This window comes from Rhodococcus sp. BP22, assembly GCF_014281965.1.
Classification (GTDB): Bacteria; Actinomycetota; Actinomycetes; order Mycobacteriales; family Mycobacteriaceae; genus Rhodococcoides.
Genome location: NZ_JACFTB010000005.1, coordinates 207,287 through 223,586, shown reverse-complemented (window position 1 = coordinate 223,586; position 16,300 = coordinate 207,287). Strand labels below are relative to the sequence as shown.

Sequence of the window (16,300 nt, the reverse complement as noted above, 5' to 3'; positions counted from 1 at the left end):
CTGCCGGATGACAGGCTCAGGGTCGAAGCCGAATTGCCCATTTTGCCTGAATCGAGGACTCAATACTAAACGATCGGTCTGTTTAGCGTCCAATCAAAGACTGTACAATTATTTGAGGCGCTGAAGCTGGCGGCTGGCCTGAACAATAAGACGTGACACAACGGGCCGTCGGAAACGGCTGCAATCACAGAGCGAGCAGTCGCTTCCCTTGCGATAATGCTGATGCGCAGTCCGCTGATGACGACACTTGCATACCGCGTCTGAGCTGGCCATGAGCGTGAGTCTAGTCAATATTTCAGTCAACTATTGCCGCGTGCGGCTCATAAAACCGGAGGCGCCACAGTGCGACGCGTCTTACGTGGGTCGGCACTTGTCGTTGCATGGGCAATCCTGGTTTTCACCATCGCGATGCTGGCCGTTCGCCAACTGGGCGTGACACAGATCATGCTCGTGGCGCTCGTGGTCGGAGCCCCCTACTTTGCGGTGTTCGCCGCCGTGGCAGCGATCCTTTTCGCCGTGACGCGCTCACGCGTCGGCCTGGTCACCGCAGTGACGCTCGCGATCCTCCTCGTCGGCATCCAGATCCCCCGGTTCATCGCAGACACCGCGACCGCCACCGGGCCGGACATCACTGTCCTCACGGTCAATGTCGCGCACGGCGATGCCGATGCCGCAGCGATCGTCGACGAAATCCGTACGAACAATGCCGATCTTCTCGCCGTGCAAGAACTCACCCCCGCCGAGGTCGACGCCCTCACCCGCGCTGGGATCGACGATCTGCTGCCCTACAGCTTCACCGCCGCCCTGCCTGTCTCGGACGGCACAGGCTTGTGGAGCAGGACTCCTCTCACCGACGGCACGCGACTGTCCGACTTCGGTTTCGTACCGGTTCAGGCGAATACCGTCATCGACGGCGTCGCAGTGACGATGGTGGCATTTCATGCCATGTCGCCTGCAACACCTCGTGACACCGTGCAGTGGGCAAAGGACCTCGACCGCATGCGCGCCTTGATGGAGTCCTACCCGGGAACGGTGCTGGTTGCCGGGGACTTCAACGCCACAGGCGACCACAGACAGTTCCGCGATCTGGCGAGCGCAGGCTTCGTCGATGCCGCCGAACGGGCGGGTTCGGGATTGTTCCGCACTTTCCCGTCGGACCGTCCGCTGGCGCAGCTCGACCACGTGGTGACGAGCGATACGGTCGATGCACTCGAGGTGCACCCCGTCCCGATCCCCGACTCCGACCACCTCGCGGTGTCCGCCCGACTTCGACTGCCGGGCGCGTGAACTAGAACCGCGGCAGCTCGAACACCGGCGGCGGGGGTAGCTGGAACTGTGGAAGCTTCAGGCCGGGTAGACCCGGTATCAGAGGCGGGGGCTCGGGTGCCGGCTGTGGTGCAGGAGCGGGCGTCGGGTCCTCGTATTGCGGTGCCTCGTAGGTCTCGACCGGCTCCGGCGCCGGAGCCACCGGCTGGGTCGTCGGCCGGGGCACCGTGGTTGTGGACGGCGCGGGGCGTGTCGTCGACGGCATGGTCGTCGTAGGTTCGACGTTGTCCGTGGGCGCACTTGTCGAGTTGTCGGAATTGCCGTACCCGAGAGTGAGACCGAGGGCGGCAACGATTGCCAGCCCGCCCGCAACGAGCGCCGCGCCGCGAACCTTTCGGGTGGACGTCGCAGGTCTGTCGACGGGCTCCGGGCTCAGCCATTCGGGGGCACCGGTGAGTGCCAAAGACGATGCGGCCTCGGTGGCCAGGTTCTCCACCGGCGTCGCGAGCAGGGCTGCTCCCTTGGCTGCGACGGACTCGGGATCACGAGGGGTCACCACTGGCAGTCCGGTCCATGACCTGATGATGGCCTCGACCAACGGAATGCGAGCGCCACCGCCGATCAGGAACACGGCATCGACGTACTGCGGCGATCGGGTCAGCACATCCCGAAGCAACCGTGCCGAGTACTCGATGGGGACCGTCACGAGCGCCTCGAACGCCTCCCTGGAGATGAGGATGACGCCGCTGTCACCGGGAAGGCAGACTGCGCCGTTGACGGAAAGTTGTTCCTTCGCGATACGGCACCGGCTGGTGAACTCTGCGATACCGAGTGCGGGGGGTGGCTCCGCCCCGCGCCTGGAGAGTTGGTTGTCGCAGATCAGCCGATCGAAATCGTCACCGCTGATGTCGGTGGTTCGTTCGGCCAGCAACACTTCACCGCTCGCGCGATCGATCACGCTGATGGTCAGACCGGAGCTTCCCAGGTCGTACAGCCCGATCGTGCCGAAGTTGGCCAGCTCGCCTGACGCTTCCAGGTAGGTTAGAGCCGCTCTGGCCTCGGGGACCAGTCGGTAGTTGTAGAGACGCTGGTTCGCCATCGCCTGCTGAATTTCACCGAACTGCTGCTGATCGCGGTAGGCGACGCCGGTCGCCTCGACTTCAGGGTTTCCGTTGCGCTGCGAGAGGACCACACCGATCGACTCGGCGGCTACGTCTTCCGCGCGATCCTGCCAGTAGGCATCGACCGTGTCACTGTAGAAATCGAGCCCTTGTCTGCCTGTCGGCTTGTCCGCCGAGTACAGCCGAAAGTCGGGACGAGCCATGCGGACAGCACTCGACCCCACCGAAACACCGAGAACCTCAGTCATGACCTGCCTCACTTGGAGGCGCACGTATCGAACGCACGCCACTGGGACTCGCCGAAGAAAGAGATATGAAGATCCGCTCTCGGTGCCCCCCACTCGGCAATACTGTAGCGCGGCCGTTGCTCGATGGCGATCGCCGTAACGTAGACCCCGTGCATATCCTCTTCGTTTGTACAGGCAACATCTGCCGCTCCCCCACCGCCGAACGTCTGGCCGTGGCGTACGCCGCCGAAAGGGGGTTGGCGTTGACCGCCTCCAGTGCAGGTACCCACGGGCTGACCGGTCACCCCATGGACCAGTCCGCGGCCACCGTGCTGCGTCAACTGGGCGGGGACGACGAAGGGTTCGTTGCGCGGCGCATCTCCCCTCGAATGGCGGACGAAGCGGACCTGATCCTCACCATGACCAGCCGCCACCGGGACGCTGTGCTGGGCATCGCGCCTCGTGGGTTACGCCGGACTTTCACATTGCTCGAGGCTGCAGAGCTGGTGCGGTCTTCCGAAGCCACCTCGCTCGACCAGATCGCAGACGCCCGTGCGAAACACCCGGTTTCGACCTTGGACATCGAGGATCCGTACAGGCGGGCGCATGAGATGTACGAGGAAATCGGACAGCAAATAGCCGATACTCTGCCCGAAATACTTCGGTTGATATGACTCGCGGTCCGTTTGAATCCCACTCGGACGGTTAGCTTGACCACTGGATACGCGTTACCAGTCAAACGTACGGTCCGGTATTTTTTGGGTAGGAAATTTGCCGTCGCATGATGCAAGATGTGACACATGCCGATGTATCAGGTCAGAACCGAGGACGAAGTACTCGCCGAAGCCGAGCTTCCGACCGACAGCAAAGCGATGACGTGGGCCGTCCGCGTGACGACCGTGCAGCGTAAGGCCCTACGCGGGCGGCGATGGCAAGGTCACCGTCTCGTAGGCGGCGTATGGGAGCACCGATTCGGTGGAGGCCGCCGTGCCGCAGCACGCGGTGATGCCGCTGCCAGCTGAGCACCACTCACTCTTTCTGCGGTAGCGTTCGCAGGTCATTTCCGCGGTAACTTGGCCGGCGGGAACCGGAGTAAGGGTTGATCTACATGCGCGACAAAGTCATCGCGGTATCGGCGGTGGCAATCGCAGGTGTCGCAGTAGCCGTCGGACTGACCATCGGCGCGCTGGGCGGAGCGTTCTCCGATACGACCACCACAGTGCGGCCCCCGGCCCTGCGATCGGACCTGAGCTCCGCTGCGCGCGCCGCCCCCTCCACCGGTATCCTCGTCCCGCCGTCGCCGACGTGGAAGGTGGCGGTCCCCACGACACCCAAGCCCACTACGACAACCCCGCCCACCACTACTCCCCCCGGAACCACACCTTCAGACACGACGACGGCCAACACGACACCCGGGGCGAGTACTACCGAATCCTCGTCGACGAGGGCACCTCGCAGCAGCACCAGCGATCAGCAACCCGCATCCTCCTCGAAAGTGACCACGCCGACGCGCTGAGGAGTTCCGCTTTAGCCCTCAGGCGGGCGTGAATCCGATCTCCGATATCTCGGACGCATATCCGGATGTATCAGGAGCAAGCTCGGCCACCCACACCAACACTGCACGTGAACCCGGAACCACCTCGGTGGGAATGGTCGTCACGCCGCGTCCCGTGACAGCGGACCCGAGGACGCGCGTCGAGCTCAGCGTGCCGTTCGGTTCCGGTGGCGTCCGGATCTCTACGGTCGTCCCGGCCACCGGGGTCGAGATCCAGACCTCGTCGAAGTCAACCTGATAAGCGAAGTTCACGACAAGGCCGATTCCATTGTTGGTCGTGCCGAAGGGGCTTCGGTAGTTGTCCGTGGACCATGCGGTCGCCGGGTTCGCATCGATGGCCAGTCGGGCATCCTCTGGGTTGTCCGGGCTGCGCACCGCGGACCACACCTCGGCGCCGACCGGCAGAATCGGTGCCGGCGGCGGCTTGGCGGGCATCGCCGACGGCAGTTCCGGTGCCGCGGCCACGTTGGATACGTCGCCGAGGTTGTTCGCCAGCAACGTGGTGGACAGTAACCATCCCAGCAAGCCGAAGGCCGCGACCGCTGCGCCTGCAGCGAGCACCCACGTCAACTGTCGACGTGGCCCGGCGGCATCGGCGTCGGGTGGCGCCTCGGTCGGTGGAGCGAATGGACGGCGAGCCCCTAGCTCCTCGATCACGGCGACGTACGGCGTCGTTTCCAGGACGTCGAACTGTCCTTCCATTCGCCGTCCGTGCGCACGCACGGTCTCGATGAATCTTTTAATCGCGTCGGGCCGCGGGTCATGGGACTGGATGACGGCAGTTCGGAACAGCGATAGGGAAAAGTCACGACCGGATGTCAGGTCTTTGGCACGCCATCGGGTGCCCCAACCGATGGACGGGCGACGCTGCAGCAATCGATACCGGTCCGCAACCACGGCACCGGGCACCTGCGAAGCATTCACTTGCGCCTCCACCCCTCGGACTATGTCCCGATGGGGCGATTGTGCTACTTCACAATGTGCGTGTCATGGCATTGACCGAAGTCGGGTAGTGCCACTCCGGTCAAACAGAAACAGGTGCGTCCCAGATGAGGCGGACAGTGGTGCCGTCGTGATCGGACGTCACCGCCGTGGTGTCCGCGAGCGCGTGCATCAGGGGGACGCCCCGTCCGCGGGTGGCGTCGGGCGCATGGACAGCCCACTCACCGTGGTCGCAGATGACCACTTCGATGGAGCCGGTCGCCGGGACGAACTGCGCATGCAGGTCCAGAGTGCCCGGCCCGGATGCTCCGGCGTACGCGTGCTCGACGGAATTGGCCAGCGCCTCGTAGGTAGCCAACACCACGTCGTAGACACGGTTGGGGTCGACGTCGAGACCGGTCAGCCACTGGCTCAGTGCGATCCGGAGTGCAGACGCTCGATCCGGCACGGCGGCTTCCCCATCGAAGTCCAGATTCATGGCGTCCTCGAGTCGCGGGCCTGAGTTCGGTTCGGTGACGGGAGGGACCGTAGGGTCGCTCCCACCGAACACAATTGCCATCATTGCTCCGTCATACCCAAAGCGTCAGGATTTACCCACCTGAAGCGCATCCAGCGCCTCCTCTACCGTCGCGAAGATTCCGAATAGCTGATCGAGCCCGATCAGCGTCAGTGGGCGGCCCGTGGCTGGGCCGTCCGCGACCACGGCAAACCCTGCCGAGTCACCGAGTTTCTGATGTGTGGAGGCAAGCAACGACATTCCCGCAGAAGCCAGGAATCCAACGTTGGAGAGATCGATGACGAGGGCCGTCGGCTGCTTGCCGCAGACCAACTCGACCGATTCGGTCAGCTGTGGTGCGGTCACCAAGTCGAGCTCTCCGGAAACCGTCACGATGGCCGCAGTGCCGATCCACTGAACAGCCACGTCGAAATTCTGAGGGCCGAGCCCCGACTCGTCAAGCGTCACAGTCGACAAACATACCCGAGGAACGCAAGTCCCCTCATCTGGTGTGATTCTCGACGCCGGATGCTCTCTCACCTGGCGTCGCTGCCGATTAGAACTAGGGTGAAATGCGATGAGCTACGACAGATTTCCCGCCACCGCCGCGGTCGCCTTCGGCGGTGCGCTCGGGGCGATCGTCCGCTACGAGATCTGGGATCGGCGCGAGTCCGCCCGATGGCTTCTGCTGAGCACGTTTTCGATCAACGTGGTCGGGTGCCTACTCCTCGGTGCCGCGTTGGGTTATCTGTCAGGCCGCGCAGCACCGATCCTGCGACCCCTCGTCATCGGGACGTCCTGCGGTTTCACCACGTTCAGCTTCTATGCGCTGCAGGGAGTCACGCATGACAATGCTTGGAACTCGGTGGTCTACATCGTGGTGACACCCATCGTGGCCGTCGCAGCGCTCGGCATCGGCGCGCTCATCACTCGCCCCCACGAGTCCGTCAGATGACCGTACTGCTCCTCGTCGCCATCGGTGGCGCGTGCGGAGCTCTCGCGCATTACGTGATCACCGACTCGGTCACCGACAGTCGACGGGTCCTCCTCCTGACAATGGTCTCCTGCGGAGTGCTCGGGTTCTTCGTGGCCGCGACGCCCCCGCAGTGGGTCCTCGGCCTCGCAGGCTTCGGCTTCCTAGCCTCGCTGGCGCCGATGTCCTCGGTTGCTCTGCTGACGGTCGGGTACGCGCGTCGACGACGGTTTCGAGTGGCGGCACTGTTTCTCACCGCCAATGTCGTCGGCGCGATCGCCTGCGCGATGCTCGGGTTCCTGCTGTGGAAGTCCGGTGTCACGCTCTACGGCAAGCTCTGACTCGCTCAGACGTCGCCGCATCCGCCCTGCGCGCCGGCTTTGACGAAGCCCGCAATCTGATACAGGTAGGTGTATTCCCATTGCACGAGCGAAAAGTCGTAGGTGCGTGGGACCGGACGCATGGTGACCTCGCCGTCGAAGCATTGACCGAAGATGAAACGAGCGCGCGGCAGATGGTAGCGCCAGCTCACGACGATGACGTGCTTCCAGCCACGTTCCTGCGCAAGCTGTTGGGTGAAAATGGCTTCCCCACGAGTCGTGCCGGGTATGGGATCGACACACAGCACGGTGTACTTCGACGTCTTCTTCTCGCAGTACTTCTTCATGACCGGGTCCTTGGCACCGTATGGATCCGACAGCACCACGGTGTCGGCGACACCTTGCTCGGCCAGGGACACGCCGTACGCCTCTCGGCCGTCGTGCTCACCGCCCAGAACGATGATCGCGTCCGCAGAGGTCACCGGGTCGATCGCGGCCCTCGTGAACGTCAGATACCCGCCGAATCCGATCAGCGATACAAGTAGAACCGGAAGCATGATGGCAACGATGACCAAGGGGCTCCGGCGAATCACACCTCGAGCCTAATCAGCGGGCCCGACCGGTGCATTTTCAGCGACGAACGTCACCCGGTGGGTCGGCCGTCTCGACTGGCCGGCCGGCCCGCTTGAATGGACCATTCAAGCGGTAAGCGGCCACCTCTCCCGCTTGAATGGACCACCGAAGGCATTAGATCGTATGAATGTCACATTGAAGCGATGGGTGGGCGGCCGAAAACGGCCAACCGATCGCTTCAATGGACCATTCACGCGCCGATCGGCTGCCGAAAGCGGCAACCGATCGCGCGAATGGCCTACTGGCTTGGCTGCGGCAGGTTGCAGTCCGTGACCTTCGGGTTGACGCCTGCGTAGTTGAGTGGGCCTGCGACGACGGTGAGAGCGATCGTGCCGACACCTGCGCAGTTCTCGGGTGCATTGGAGACGTATCCGCGTTGGAACACTGCGATACCTCCGACCACGAGCCATATAAGGACGATCAGAGTGACGAACCGCATGATGAAACCCCTCCCGTAGCCGACCGTCGGCTACCGCGAATGGATCGTATACCCCAACGATCGGGCCCCAAACCCCCTGCGCTGCCGGGGAAAACCACCTGACGCAGATCAGCCCTCGACGCGAGTGGCGGTGATCGCCCCGGCTGGTGAACTCAACGTCACGGTGTCTTCACCGAGTGTCCATACGGGTGTGGAGTCGAGGAATTCTTGCAGCCAGCGGTCCTGCTCCATCAGCGCATCGTCGCACGCCATCATCGTCGATCCCATCGGACCGTTCGACGCCTCGGCGCCGGGGCCGTTCACCACTCCGGCCTCACTGTTCAGGGTTCCGAACAGTGTGTTGCATCCAGCATTGAATGCGACGGCACCACCGGTGGACGCCATCGAGATCGTGATCGAGGTGCCTGGCACGAGCGCGTGTCCGCTGACCTCGGTCGCCTCGAACTGCTCGAATGTCATCGCGTCGGTATCCGGTTGCGCTCCAGCACTTTCCGAAGCACTCTCCGACACTGTCGACGACGAGTCGTTGTCCTGACCGCATGCCGATAGGCAGGCGAGGACGAGCGCGATCATCACACTCTTACGCACGACGCCGACTCGAACGAATGTCATCGATGCACTCCCTGGCAGATTCCACGGACCCGAGTACGCGCCCGCACGCACTGTACTGGGCTAATTCGTCCGGTTCAGTGCAACGGCTTGAGCACCCGACTCGGCACCCAGTGCGTGACCGTCTCACTACGATCCTTCGACATCAGCTCGTAGGTGACTCTGCCGATCCAGTCGCCGTCGACGGTCATCGACCATTCCGTCAAGTCGCCGGGCACCACTTTTCTGACGTCGAACCCCTCCGCGGTGTAGTTGCCGTGGTGATGCGGCGGCTGCGGATAGAGAATCGCCAGGTCGATCAAAACCTTGACCGACGGGGTGAGCACCTCGAACGGTCGACGCGAATCTGCACCTCCTCTCGATCTACGCGCAGCCATTGTTCGACCATACGTTCGAATCGTCTCGTACTCAATCCGGCGTGGTGACATTTCCCAACAAGTGGATGCCCGACTCGACAAGAGGCACCCTCTCCTGTGACGGTTATGCGGACCTACGCCCCGATCCGTTTGGAGACATACCCGCATGAAGCTTTCGTCCTTACCCGTCCTGTGCATTGCTGCCGCTGTCTCCGTGGGGCTGGCCGGTTGCGGATCGGACGACAGCGCAGATGCTGCCCCCGAGGTAGATATCTGCGCACAACTGCAGGACATCGCGGATTTCGAAACTTCTTCGATGAGCACCCTGGCCGGAGACCCGAGCGATTGGCCTGCGATGCAGGCCTCGTTGAAGACGTACGCGGACGGCCTGAGCGAGCATTACGACCCGGCGATCAATGCCGACGATCCCGATGTCTCACCTGATCTCGCCAAGCTCAAGGATGCCAGCGTCGTCGCCACGAGCACTGCTGCCGATGCGCCGACGTACGAGGCTTTCACCGAGAAGTCGACGACGTCGATGGACGCCGACACCGCGCAGGACGCAATGGCGGCCAGCGATCGGGTGAACAAGTACGCGACCGAGAAGTGCGGGTTCTCGCTCAGTCAGCCACCGGCGTAAGCCGACCACGGTAGCGAGGGTTCGTCACCGCCAACGCGCGACGAACCTTCGCTGCCAAGGAGTTTCGACAGCCCGGTGCGAGTAGTGGTCACGCACGTATCGGACGGCGTCGACGTCCGGGATTCCGTCGAGCACGACGGCACACGCGAGCGCCGTCCCCGTTCGGCCGTAACCGCCGCCGCAGGCAATCTCGACCCGCTCGTTCGCCGCTCTGTGGAGTGCTTCTTCGAGCGCTGCAGCAAACTGTGTTCGGTCGAGTGGTAGCCAGAAGTCGGGCCATCGAACCCACCGGCTCGGCCAATCGAACCGTCCCGGGTCGCGACCTGTCAGGTAGATACCGAACTCGGGTCGCGGCCCGGCAGGCATCGCTGTGCGCAGCCCCCTCCCCCGGATCAGGCGTCCCGACGGCAGTGGCATGACTCCGGCTGCGTCCTCATCCCACATCGGATCTACCTGGTGAACTCGTATGCGGCGGGGTCGGCGGTGCGCAGGCGTCGACGCATGGCGTCTGTGGACCAGGGCCAGCTGAAGCTGTTGGTGCCGGTTTTGTCGATGAAGTAGCTGGTGCAGCCGCCGATGTTGTAGACGGTGGTGGCCAGGGCGTCTGTTCGGTCGTTGTTGTAGGTCTGTTCGGCGTCGGCGCGGGTGTCGAATACTTCCGCGCCGAGCTCGCGGGTGGTGCGCACGAGGGACCTGATCAGACCCAGCTGCGTTTCGGTGACGGTGAAGGCGGACGCCAGGGTTCCCAGTCCTGGGCCCAGCAGGATCGCGAAGTTGGGGAAGCCGTGGGTGGTGGTTCCGAGGTAGGCCGTGGGGCTGCCGCGCCAATGTTCACTCAGGCTCAGCCCGTCTGCGTCGAATACTTGTTCTGCCAGAGGCATATCCGTGATGTGGAAGCCGGTACCGTAGATGATGACGTCGGCGGGCACTTCGATCCCGTCGGTCCCGATGACTCCGGTTTCGGTGAGGCGGGCGACGCCGCTGGGGCGCACTGTGACGTCGGCGCGGTCGAGTGTCGGGTACCAGGTGTTGGCAAACAGTGGACGTTTGCATCCGAAAACATAAGCAGGGGTGACGGTCTCACGAAGATTGGCATCACTGATCTGACGGTTGATCTGCCACCGTCCGATGACGTGGGCTATTTTCATGGCTCTACTGTGCCGGGTTCCGAACGCGACGAGTTCGAGGATGCGGTAGATGACGGCGCGCTGGATGCGAGCAACAGCGGGACTGTGGCGCAGTAGCCAACGGAATGCTGTGGGCTGACGGTAGTTCGGCTTCGGGAGTACCCACTGCGGCGTGCGCTGATAGATCGTCACGTGTTCGGCGGCGTCGACGATCTCGGGCACGAATTGCACTGCGGATGCGCCGGTTCCGATGACCACGACGCGTTTGCCGGTCAGGTCGACGTCGTGCCGCCAGCGTGCGGAGTGGAATGTGACTCCACCGAAGCCGGCTGCCCCGGGGAGGTCGGGAACGGACGGCGTACTCCATGGTCCGGCTGCGCCGATCGCGAGAGTTGCTGTTACATCGCCTGTGTCGGTTCGGATCTTCCACTTGCCGTTTGCGACGTCCCAGTGCGCATCGAGGAAGGTAACGCCGAACCACACGGCGTCGCGCACGCCCCAGCGGTCGGCGGTGGCGACGAGGTAGCGCTGAATTTCCTGTTGGCTTGCATAGAGTTTCGACCAGTCGGCGTTCTGCGCATCGGTGTACGAGTAGATCGGCGACGGCACGTCGCATTCGCATCCGGGGTAGGTGTTCTCACGCCAGGTGCCTCCGAACTCGGCGGCTCGTTCGATGATCAGAATGTTGTGCACACCCTCCTCGCGCAGCGCTCGGTAGGCGGCGATGCCGGACATACCTGCGCCGACGATGACGGCGTCGTACTCGCCGTCGAGAGTGTGGGTCATACGCATGCGCTCCTCGGTTCGAGACGGTTCAAGTACCATGAGCATTGAAATACCATTGGTATCCGAAAGTCAATCGAAGGAGTCGAAGTCATGGCGCGACTGACCCGCGAGGAGTCTCGGGAAAGAACGCGGGCGGCCCTGCTGGACGTCGCAACCGAGCATTTCCTCGACCGCGGCTATGCGGATACCTCGGTAGACCGGATCGCGGAGGAAGCCGGATACTCGAAGGGCGCCGTCTATTCGAACTTCGGCGGAAAAGACGAACTGTGCCGCGACGTAATTCGGGGGATCCGGGCACACAAGCTGACCGAGGCTGCCCAACTCACCGTGAACATCACCAGCGTCGATACGTTCGAGTCAGCCGTTCGCCAGTGGTGCGAGCACGCCATCGGCGACCGCCGGTGGGCGCTACTGGAAATGGAGTTCGGCGCCCGTGGCCGCGTAAATCCCGTGATCGAGGAAGAGATCAGGGAGTCCAACCGCCAACTTCGCGCCGCTGCGGCCTACATGCTCGCCGACTTCGCTCGCAGACTCGACGTCGAGTTGGCCGATACCCCCGAGAAGTCTGCCGACATCGTCGTGGGCCTCTGCCTGGGGATCGGGGTTCAACGAGCCTTCGATCCCGACATCTCCATCGAAGACCTCGTACACACGATCGTCAGACACGTGATCACCACCTGACCGAAAAGCAGAAACCCCGGGTGCGGTCCCTGTCGTAGCGGACCACACCCGGGGTACTCGTTGCGTGAGGACTACTTGCGAGCGGCAGCCAAATCCAGTGCGATATCGGTGATCAGGTCTTCCTGACCGCCGACGAGTCCGCGTTCGCCGACGGCGAGCAGGATCGCACGGGTGTCGAGTCCGTACTGCTTGGCAGCGGACTCGGCGTGACGCAGGAAGCTCGAGTAGACGCCCGCGTAGCCGAGGGTCAACGTCTCGCGGTCGACCTGGACCGGCCGGTCCTGGAGCGGACGCACGATGTCGTCTGCGGCATCCTGCAAGCCGAACAGATCGCAGCCATGCTTCCAACCGTTGAGGTCTGCGACGGCGACGAACGGCTCGATCGGGCAGTTACCTGCACCGGCGCCGTGACCGGCGAGCGAAGCGTCGACACGCATGACGCCTTCCTCTACCGCCACAACCGAGTTCGCTACCGACAGCGACAGGTTCTGGTGGGCGTGGATGCCGATCTGGGTTTCCGGGTCGAGGACGTCGCGGTATGCGCGCACTCGCTGGCGTACACCGTCCATTGTGAGACGGCCACCGGAGTCGGTGACGTAGACGCAATGCGCGCCATACGATTCCATCAGCTTGGCCTGCTCGGCGAGCTTGGCGGGATCGGCGAGATGCGACATCATCAGGAAGCCGGACACGTCCATGCCCAATTCGCGTGCCTTGCCGATGTGCTGTGCCGACACGTCGGCTTCGGTGCAGTGTGTCGCAACGCGCACGGAGGTGACTCCGAGCTTGAATGCATGCTCGAGTTCCTTCACCGTGCCCACACCTGGGAGCAGCAGCGTCGTCAGCTTTGCGCGATGAACGACCTCGGCTGCAGCTTCGATCCATTCCCAGTCGGTGTTGCTGCCCGGCCCGTAGGTCAGGCTGTGGCCGGCGAGGCCGTCACCGTGGGTGACCTCGATGGCGTCGACGCCTGCACTGTCCAGGGCGCTTGCGATCCGGGCGACGTTTTCCGGGGTGATCCGGTGACGCATCGCGTGCATCCCGTCGCGCAGCGTCACATCTTGGATGTAGAGCGCGGCGCCGTCGTTTGCGTTGGGGCGAGTCATCGTGCAGCCTCCAGAGTCTTGTTCTCAGCCAGCTTCTCCGCGACCTGAAGAGCAGCGGAGGTCATGATGTCCAGATTTCCCGCGTATGCGGGGAGGTAATGAGCGGCGCCTTCGACCTCGAGGAACACCGACACCTTCCACAGGCCCGGGCCCTTTTCGACGCCACCGGTGAGGGTTGCGACGGACTCCGCGTCGTCGAGCTGGGTGAACTGGACTTCCTGCTTGAGCCGGTAGCCGGGCACATATGCCGAAACCTTCGCGACCATGTCCAGAATCGACTGACGGATCTTGTCCTGATCAGGGTTCGATACCAGTGCCAGCACCGTGTCGCGCATGATGAGCGGCGGCTCGGCGGGGTTGAGGACGATGATCGCCTTGCCGTGTGCAGCTCCGCCGACCTTCTCGATTGCTTCCGAGGTGGTTTCGGTGAACTCGTCGATGTTCGCTCGTGTGCCGGGTCCAGCGGACTTCGACGCGATCGACGCGACGATCTCCGCGTAATGCACGTCGGTGACCGAGGAAATCGCGGCGACGATCGGGATGGTCGCCTGTCCGCCACACGTCACCATGTTCACGATCGGTGCGTCGAGGTGCTCGTCGAGGTTGACTGCGGGCACCACGAACGGGCCGATGGCAGCAGGCGTCAGGTCGATCAGACGCTTGCCGTAGGGACGCAGTGCTGCCTCGTTGGCAATGTGCGCCTGGGCGGACGTGGAGTCGAAGATGATCTCGATGTCGGCGAAATCGGGGTGATCGATCAATCCCTGCACGCCCGAGTCGACGGTGGAGACTCCCAACCGCCTGGCGCGAGCCAGTCCGTCGGAATTGGGGTCGATGCCCACCAGTACGGCAATTTCGACGTTCTTGGCGATCCTCTTCAGCTTGATCACCAGGTCGGTACCGATGTTGCCCGATCCGATGACCGCAACTTTCGTGCTCATATATTGCCCGCCTTCGCGTGTCCGATGTTGGTGTCGACGTTATCCACGCTTCTCGCCGGTGCATAGGATCTGTCCCATGGAACGGGACAGTTCGTCATTGTTGGAGAGGTCGGCTCTGGTGCTGGACTCGTTTCCCGGAGGGACGGCACTTACTCTCGCCGAGGTCTGCGCCCGGACGGGTCTGCCCAGGTCCACCACCCACCGCGTGCTGGTGAGCCTGGCGAACCTCGGCTGGCTCACGCGCACCGGGAACAAGTTCGAGCTCGGCATGGCGCTGTTCGAGCTCGGTGAGCGTGTCGCCATCAAACACAGTCTTCGATCGGCGGCGCTCCCGTTCATGCAGGACCTCTTCGCCGTGACCGAGCAGACCGTTCACCTCGCCGTCAGAGACCGGTTCGACGCGGTCTACGTGGAGAAGATTCACGGCCGCTCGGCGATGCCGTTTCCCTCGCACACCGGCGGACGGTTGCCGTTGACGTGTACGGCGGTGGGTAAGGCGTTGCTCGCCTCCGAGGACCCGGACGTGGTGGCAGAGGTGCTTGCCCAGCCGCTTCGGCGGTGTACTCCGAATTCGATCACCGACCCCAAACGGCTTGCCCTCGAGATAGATTCGGTCCGACGCACCGGTGTCGCATCCGAGCGTGAAGAGTCCGCGATCGGCGGATGTTGCGTGGCAGCTCCTGTCACGATGGCAGGCAAACCGGTTGCAGCACTGTCGGTGTCCGTCCCCAAGGCGCAGTTCAGGCCCGAGTTGCTCGCCCCTGCGGTGCGTACGGCCGCGCTGTCCCTGAGTCGAGTCCTCTCCCGTGGGTCGACCGCTCGGGAAAGCTGAGGCGCGCACCGACTCGGCGGTCTACTCTCGAATCATCGATTTGAGTCCACACCAGATGGGGGTTCGTTCATGACCGAAGCGCCGTTCGATCCACACGAGCTCCTCGCGTCGAGCAGGCTCGGGGTTCTCGCGACGATCAAGTCCGACGGTCGACCGCAGCTGTCGCCGGTCACGCCGTTCTACGACCGGGCGTCCGGGGTAATGCGCATCTCGGTGACGGATGGCCGCGCCAAGACCAACAATCTACGACGCGATCCCCGGGCGACACTGGAGGTGACGAGTCCGGACGGGCGGTCGTGGGCGACGGCCGAAGGCACCGCAACGTTGGTAGGCCCGGGGACCGATCCGCACGGCGACGAGGTGGATGCCTTGGTCGACTATTACCGAGCGGCCTCCGGTGAGCACCCGGACTGGGAGGAATACCGCGCGACGATGGTCTCCGACCGTCGAGTTCTCCTGGTCGTCGACGTCGAGCGCGTGTACGGACAATCCATCGGCTGACCGGGAACCCCTGGACGTCGGCGCATTTCAATCGCCATGACCAGCACCTCGTTACCGGTTCGTTACACCTCGGTGGCCGTATCGTGACCGCGAGGTTCTATCGGAGAGATATTGCCCTGACAGGGTTCTGTGTAGAACACGCACAACGTCGAGGGAAGGTGCCGAACGATGACTGTTACCGACATCGCCCGCCTGATATTCAAAGAACGCGACTCCGATTCGATAGTTCAGGATGCGCGGTACGCGATCGAAGTGGAGTCCTACTCGCCCTCTTACGCCGTACTTCGAGTGTCCGGCGATCTCGACATGTCATCGCGAACTGCTATGACCCACAACCTCACCCGACTCACCGCATCGGGTGCAGATGTTCTGATCGACCTGTCCGCGGTGTCGTTCATGTACTCCGGTGCGGTCAATGCTGTCATCACGTCAGCATTGGCGTCCGACGGCAGTGTGCGTGTCTTCGCACCTACCCGCCCGGCCCGGATGGTCATCGAATCCCTCGGTGCTGCTGCACTTCTCGTCGACCATCGTCCGTCTTCACTTCTCCCCCGATAAGTTCAGCCGAATCAGGAGGCCCCCATGACAGATCACGATCTCCCCCGCACCCTCGACATCGGTCACGCGTCATCGAACAACGAAGAGTCCAGGCCGACGTCGTTCCTGCAGATGTTCGTCGACGCCGACCGTTCCCGCCCGTCCTCGGATCGCTCGCAGCACCGGATCTTGTAGAGCACCCGCACGAAATG

General features: G+C 63.3%; 24 protein-coding genes. 12 read left to right on the top strand and 12 right to left on the bottom strand.

Translation table 11 applies throughout. The features are described 5' to 3' along the window. Positions 1-342 precede the first annotated feature (342 nt). A complete protein-coding gene (locus H2510_RS12865) occupies positions 343-1,287 on the top strand; it encodes an endonuclease/exonuclease/phosphatase family protein (protein WP_186628699.1) in 945 nt (314 codons plus the stop codon). Position 1,288: 1 nt separating this feature from the next. Here H2510_RS12865 and H2510_RS12860 read toward each other — a convergent pair whose 3' ends face one another. Continuing rightward, positions 1,289-2,635 (bottom strand): Hsp70 family protein, encoded by a 1,347-nt coding sequence (locus H2510_RS12860; protein ID WP_261392911.1) that lies wholly within the window; start codon positions 2,633-2,635, stop codon positions 1,289-1,291. A gap of 149 nt (positions 2,636-2,784) precedes the next feature. Here H2510_RS12860 and H2510_RS12855 point away from each other — a divergent pair, with 149 nt between their 5' ends. The 3 genes from H2510_RS12855 (at position 2,785) to H2510_RS12845 (ending at position 4,130) form a co-directional block, all read left to right on the top strand. After that, entirely contained in the window at positions 2,785-3,288 is a 504-nt protein-coding gene (locus tag H2510_RS12855) for a low molecular weight phosphatase family protein (protein ID WP_315901360.1), read from the top strand. 126 nt (positions 3,289-3,414) lie between these two features. After that, positions 3,415-3,636 (top strand): hypothetical protein, encoded by a 222-nt coding sequence (locus tag H2510_RS12850; RefSeq protein ID WP_186628697.1) that lies wholly within the window; start codon positions 3,415-3,417, stop codon positions 3,634-3,636. A gap of 86 nt (positions 3,637-3,722) precedes the next feature. Beyond that, positions 3,723-4,130, top strand: a complete 408-nt coding sequence (locus H2510_RS12845; RefSeq protein ID WP_186628696.1) for a hypothetical protein — start codon at positions 3,723-3,725, stop codon at positions 4,128-4,130. A gap of 18 nt (positions 4,131-4,148) precedes the next feature. On the opposite strand, the gene H2510_RS12840 is transcribed toward H2510_RS12845, so the two are convergent. From H2510_RS12840 to H2510_RS12830, 3 genes are all read right to left on the bottom strand, one after another. Next, entirely contained in the window at positions 4,149-5,093 is a 945-nt protein-coding gene (locus tag H2510_RS12840; RefSeq protein WP_186628695.1) for a hypothetical protein, read from the bottom strand. Between the two features lie 100 nt (positions 5,094-5,193). After that, positions 5,194-5,673 carry an ATP-binding protein gene (locus H2510_RS12835; RefSeq protein ID WP_261392910.1) on the bottom strand — a complete coding sequence of 160 codons (480 nt, stop codon included), beginning with the start codon at positions 5,671-5,673 and terminating at the stop codon, positions 5,194-5,196. A gap of 21 nt (positions 5,674-5,694) precedes the next feature. Next, a complete protein-coding gene (locus H2510_RS12830; RefSeq protein WP_315901359.1) occupies positions 5,695-6,033 on the bottom strand; it encodes an STAS domain-containing protein in 339 nt (112 codons plus the stop codon). A gap of 151 nt (positions 6,034-6,184) precedes the next feature. Between H2510_RS12830 and H2510_RS12825 the strand changes: the two genes are divergently transcribed. Next, positions 6,185-6,562, top strand: coding sequence for a CrcB family protein (locus H2510_RS12825; RefSeq protein WP_186628693.1), 378 nt, complete (start codon positions 6,185-6,187; stop codon positions 6,560-6,562). Further along, complete coding sequence (locus H2510_RS12820) at positions 6,559-6,921, top strand: CrcB family protein (RefSeq protein WP_186628692.1); 363 nt, start codon at positions 6,559-6,561, stop codon at positions 6,919-6,921. Before H2510_RS12825 ends, H2510_RS12820 begins: the two co-directional genes overlap by 4 nt. Before the next feature lie 5 nt (positions 6,922-6,926). Here the strand turns inward: H2510_RS12820 and H2510_RS12815 are convergent, their stop codons facing one another. From H2510_RS12815 to H2510_RS12800, 4 genes are all read right to left on the bottom strand, one after another. Next, positions 6,927-7,457, bottom strand: a complete 531-nt coding sequence (locus H2510_RS12815) for a YdcF family protein (RefSeq protein WP_186628895.1) — start codon at positions 7,455-7,457, stop codon at positions 6,927-6,929. Between the two features lie 314 nt (positions 7,458-7,771). Then, positions 7,772-7,972: a hypothetical protein gene (locus tag H2510_RS12810; RefSeq protein ID WP_186628691.1), complete on the bottom strand. Its 201-nt coding sequence runs from the start codon at positions 7,970-7,972 to the stop codon at positions 7,772-7,774. Between the two features lie 108 nt (positions 7,973-8,080). Next, a complete protein-coding gene (locus H2510_RS12805) occupies positions 8,081-8,584 on the bottom strand; it encodes an META domain-containing protein (protein WP_186628690.1) in 504 nt (167 codons plus the stop codon). Positions 8,585-8,658: 74 nt separating this feature from the next. Continuing rightward, positions 8,659-8,958, bottom strand: coding sequence for a hypothetical protein (locus H2510_RS12800; protein WP_136170118.1), 300 nt, complete (start codon positions 8,956-8,958; stop codon positions 8,659-8,661). 145 nt (positions 8,959-9,103) lie between these two features. On the opposite strand from H2510_RS12800, the gene H2510_RS12795 reads away from it, so the two are divergent. Continuing rightward, positions 9,104-9,577 (top strand): hypothetical protein, encoded by a 474-nt coding sequence (locus H2510_RS12795; RefSeq protein WP_186628689.1) that lies wholly within the window; start codon positions 9,104-9,106, stop codon positions 9,575-9,577. Positions 9,578-9,601: 24 nt separating this feature from the next. On the opposite strand, the gene H2510_RS12790 is transcribed toward H2510_RS12795, so the two are convergent. Together H2510_RS12790 and H2510_RS12785 are read right to left on the bottom strand one after the other, a co-directional pair. Beyond that, entirely contained in the window at positions 9,602-10,021 is a 420-nt protein-coding gene (locus H2510_RS12790) for a protein-tyrosine phosphatase family protein (protein WP_186628688.1), read from the bottom strand. Positions 10,022-10,026: 5 nt separating this feature from the next. Beyond that, complete coding sequence (locus H2510_RS12785; RefSeq protein WP_186628687.1) at positions 10,027-11,490, bottom strand: NAD(P)/FAD-dependent oxidoreductase; 1,464 nt, start codon at positions 11,488-11,490, stop codon at positions 10,027-10,029. Positions 11,491-11,580: 90 nt separating this feature from the next. On the opposite strand from H2510_RS12785, the gene H2510_RS12780 reads away from it, so the two are divergent. Beyond that, positions 11,581-12,171: a TetR/AcrR family transcriptional regulator gene (locus H2510_RS12780; RefSeq protein ID WP_186628686.1), complete on the top strand. Its 591-nt coding sequence runs from the start codon at positions 11,581-11,583 to the stop codon at positions 12,169-12,171. A gap of 71 nt (positions 12,172-12,242) precedes the next feature. Here H2510_RS12780 and dmpG read toward each other — a convergent pair whose 3' ends face one another. Continuing rightward, positions 12,243-13,277: a 4-hydroxy-2-oxovalerate aldolase gene (gene dmpG / locus H2510_RS12775; RefSeq protein WP_186628685.1), complete on the bottom strand. Its 1,035-nt coding sequence runs from the start codon at positions 13,275-13,277 to the stop codon at positions 12,243-12,245. Further along, on the bottom strand, positions 13,274-14,218 hold the full coding sequence (locus tag H2510_RS12770) for an acetaldehyde dehydrogenase (acetylating) (protein WP_084347155.1): 945 nt from the start codon (positions 14,216-14,218) through the stop codon (positions 13,274-13,276). The genes dmpG and H2510_RS12770 overlap by 4 nt, the downstream gene beginning before the upstream one ends. 76 nt (positions 14,219-14,294) lie before the next feature. Here H2510_RS12770 and H2510_RS12765 point away from each other — a divergent pair, with 76 nt between their 5' ends. The 4 genes from H2510_RS12765 to H2510_RS12750 all read left to right on the top strand — a co-directional run bounded on the left by H2510_RS12765 (position 14,295) and on the right by H2510_RS12750 (position 16,283). Next, positions 14,295-15,050, top strand: coding sequence for an IclR family transcriptional regulator (locus H2510_RS12765; protein WP_186628684.1), 756 nt, complete (start codon positions 14,295-14,297; stop codon positions 15,048-15,050). A 69-nt stretch (positions 15,051-15,119) separates the two neighbouring features. Continuing rightward, complete coding sequence (locus tag H2510_RS12760) at positions 15,120-15,551, top strand: PPOX class F420-dependent oxidoreductase (RefSeq protein ID WP_186628683.1); 432 nt, start codon at positions 15,120-15,122, stop codon at positions 15,549-15,551. Between the two features lie 168 nt (positions 15,552-15,719). After that, on the top strand, positions 15,720-16,109 hold the full coding sequence (locus H2510_RS12755) for an STAS domain-containing protein (protein WP_186628682.1): 390 nt from the start codon (positions 15,720-15,722) through the stop codon (positions 16,107-16,109). A 24-nt stretch (positions 16,110-16,133) separates the two neighbouring features. Further along, positions 16,134-16,283: a hypothetical protein gene (locus tag H2510_RS12750; RefSeq protein WP_186628681.1), complete on the top strand. Its 150-nt coding sequence runs from the start codon at positions 16,134-16,136 to the stop codon at positions 16,281-16,283. Positions 16,284-16,300: the final 17 nt, after the last annotated feature.